Consider the following 3,465-nt stretch of genomic DNA (forward strand, 5'->3'; position numbering starts at 1 on the left):
ATGCGCTCATCTATGTGCAGCTTAAGAAGTGGAACGCTATGGACCTCGCTTGCCGGAACCTCTAGCGTTGTTGCGATCCCACCCACCTACTGCTCTGCATATGTCCTAACCGACCGGCTTTGGTTGCATATTGGAATTCGTGTCCTAAAGAAATTCTCGTGCGGGTAGGTTGATCCAGCATAATGTTCCTCTAGGGGAATACTTTGGATCAGGTCGTGTGCTACCCATACATCGAACCGGACATTTCTTGGCTCAAGACAGCCGCGCTGTGCTGGGAACGAGTGCATCGGGTGACATCACGCAATGCTCCGCCAGATTCGCCGGGCATCATCGAACTGAATGCGGCCCTAAACGGATTTCTGCTACCCGTCTACCCAGACGACATCCTTAACGACACCATCGTGGAGCGTTTGCGCTCTTGGTTGGTATCCCGAGCTGAGCAGAACACTAGCAATTTCATTGCGAACTACGACTTGGGAGCTCCATCAAAACAGGTGACGACCGGGAACTCCAGAGTGGAAGCCTTCTCACTGTTTTCGGAGAAGCTCCCTTACCCGGTAGGAGACCTCCTTAGGGAGTTCAACGCCGTGCAACAAGGAACAACGGAAATACTGGCACCTTGGTGGGAACATGAGTTATATACGAGCAGAACCGGAGAATATGTCAAAAGCAGTCACAAGAACTGGAAGCCCACTAATGGAACAGCAGCCTCAACACAAGCCCTCTATAAGAAATATCTAAGAAAAGCTGGTGAGTGGGAGGAAGAGGGTGACAATGAGACGGCATTGTTCTTTCAGAACAAAGCTGATTCTCTTCGGCAACGCGGCCTGAAACCAGTAGAGGTTGACACTGGCGAAATGTTAGTGGACCGAGATGTCGCCTTTTACTATTTGAGCCTTATCGCTTCTGAAAAGGCTGGTCAACTCAAGGCAGATCTCTTTGCTGGAGACTCAGAAGCTGCCAGACAAGTTGCCACCTTTTCTCGTATTGCAGGAGAGACGACAACAGCTGTTCTGCAAGCCAATTTACCGATGCATATAAGTGCTGTGTCTTCTGCCCAAATTGCCGACTTCCGAGAAGCGACCGTTAAGGACCGTTTCAAATTCCAAAAGGCCCTGCAATCGCTGCTCAACGACGTTCAATCCGTATCTTCTGAAGACGACGGCGAAAGGGTGAAGCGACTTGCTTTTGAGCTTGCGACAGAACGTATTGAAGAAACGAAGAAGGCTTATCAGTACGCACGAATACAGACAGGAATGAAGGCACTCGGCACTTCTCTCACACCTCCAGCTTTGCTCAGTTGGCTTGCGTCTACCCTGCATATTGGATTGTTTATGCCAACCGCAGTCGTAAGCACGATAGCGCTGTTCGGCGTGCAGATGATGATTGATCGTGATAAGGCTAGGACTGAAGCTGAAAAATCTGGGTGGGCCTATATTCTGAAAGCACAGAGCCGTTTCTAGCGGGAGCCAACTGGGACTGACGCCCATATTTGAACATCTTCCGTTCTTGAATCGCGCAAGCAGGCCAATGCGGGTTTCGAGGGCCAGCACACCTCGGAAAGTGACTTGGCGATTTCGCGTCATTCGGGAGACGTCGCCGGATTCCGGCTAGCGACAATCCGGGGACGGAGTCGCTCGGAGGGACAATGCGTCATCGCGCATCCGTTTTGGGTCGACTCGACCCTCTGTCATCGTGCCACGAAAGAATCTTTTGCACCCAGCTTCAGCACTACATAAGCGCGCCGCCACCGTCTAATTCGCCCCCTTAGCGCCGGATGGATTTATCCCCCGTCCGGGTCTCCTTCGCCTGGATCTCCCTGTCCTACTACGACTCCGGGCGGCCCCGGCCCGCCCTGGCCGCCCGGAGACAACCCTGGGCCGACCTGCCCCGGCCCGACCTGACCGCCCGGAGACCACCCTGGGCCGACCTGCCCTCCTGGCTGTTGTGGCTGTGGCTGGGGCTGTGGTCGCGGCGGTGGTTGCTGCGGTTGTTCGACAAGCGGCCGTTCGTTTTGTGCTGGCTGCGGTTGTACTACCTGCCCCGGCTGCGGCTGCTCCACTAGTCCTTGCCCCAGCGGCGGCGGCGGCCCCGGAATCGGCTGTTGCTCTCGTGCTGAAGGCTCGGGACCTATTTCTTCTTTGGATTCAAAAATACCAGTAACAACCAACACTGAAGCGGTGGACAGTACATCTGCCGTGAGTTCTGCAGCTTCCGCGGCACCCTTAGCCAAAGGATTTTCAGACATTTTTAACAGAATGGATTTGAAAACGGCCGCTAAACCAACCTTCGCGCAACCCGACACAAGGCTTATTGCGAGATCTTCTGTTAAATCCTGGGCGGCCATAGCATCAGCCTTCGCAATAAGTGTGGCCCAATCTACGACGCCTCCAAATCCAGGACCTCCAAACATCAGATAGCCGTAAGCTTTGCCCACATCCTTCCCCCAACCAGCCGAAACTCCAGCGATGGAAGCTTCCTCTAAAGCATCAACTGTAACGGACATTTTGATTTCTCTCCTGCAAAGATGGCCATGATGACTTAGGAAGGCTGAATCTATGGTTTTTGAGCGGTCAAGGGATGGGAGTCACCGTCACGAAGATTTCAACAATATACTGGCCAGCCCCAGCGTCAGGATCGTCGTACTGAACGGTAAGCATGTAGTTGTTGGCAGCAGTCGGCTGAATCCATGTCACGTTATCCCTTGCCTCCACTACCGTAAATTGGTAGGTCACGTTCTGCGTTGCGTCTGGAACCGGTAAGGGAACTCCGAAATCGTAGACGTCTGAAGTATGCGTTGCTCCCGGAATAACGAGACCGCCGGTGTAATCCGGAACCCAATTTCTTGTAATAAGGGGATCGGGCAACTGTCCTGCAACTGTTCTTGTGATCTCGAAAACGGTTATGTTTACGGTTCCCGCCACAAAGATTCCCCACTGTGCACGGCTGCCTTCGATATACAGCGTGGAACGCCAATCTATGTTGGTGGTGATTTTATATAGGATGGTGGTAACGGGCATATCTCATTCCCTTTGTTACACAGATTATGAGCGGGCCTAGTGCGCCCAATTGTACGCCGGCCAGATCAAAGAAAAGCACTTGCCAAAGGGAAAATTGCATGGACGGTTCGACCCCAAAACTCCGCAGATGGACTGTCAGTCGTTTCCTGTCGCTTAGCGAGGGCAACAAAGGTTAGGCTTCGGGACGTAATCTGAAGTCGTTAGATTCACGCCATTCAGGACTCCAGAACTCTGTCCAGAACCAAACTTGATCGCAAAAGCTGAACCTCGCCACTGCCGGCGGGGTCTTCAGCCTAGTCTGTTGTTCTCGGATGAGCTCTGAGAAGTGCTCGTTCGATCACTTCCGAATAACGGTCGATCCGGAAGTTGCGAACTCAGTTGGTGAGTTCTGGCCAATGCACTCATCGAAGCGTATGAATTCGGATATTGGTCCTGATAAACGCCG

At 52.8% G+C, this 3,465-nt stretch carries 3 protein-coding genes; 1 reads left to right on the top strand and 2 read right to left on the bottom strand.

The genetic code is table 11. The features are described 5' to 3' along the window. Window positions 1–203: 203 nt before the first annotated feature. Window positions 204–1,463, top strand: a complete 1,260-nt coding sequence (locus tag AC5S26_RS29720) for a hypothetical protein (protein WP_494188562.1) — start codon at window positions 204–206, stop codon at window positions 1,461–1,463. A gap of 320 nt (window positions 1,464–1,783) precedes the next feature. Here the strand turns inward: AC5S26_RS29720 and AC5S26_RS29725 are convergent, their stop codons facing one another. Further along, window positions 1,784–2,506 (bottom strand): hypothetical protein, encoded by a 723-nt coding sequence (locus AC5S26_RS29725; RefSeq protein ID WP_494188563.1) that lies wholly within the window; start codon window positions 2,504–2,506, stop codon window positions 1,784–1,786. Window positions 2,507–2,573: 67 nt separating this feature from the next. Further along, window positions 2,574–3,020: a hypothetical protein gene (locus AC5S26_RS29730; RefSeq protein ID WP_494188564.1), complete on the bottom strand. Its 447-nt coding sequence runs from the start codon at window positions 3,018–3,020 to the stop codon at window positions 2,574–2,576. Window positions 3,021–3,465 lie beyond the last annotated feature (445 nt).

It is taken from the genome of Edaphobacter sp. FHG110511_03, assembly GCF_059115365.1.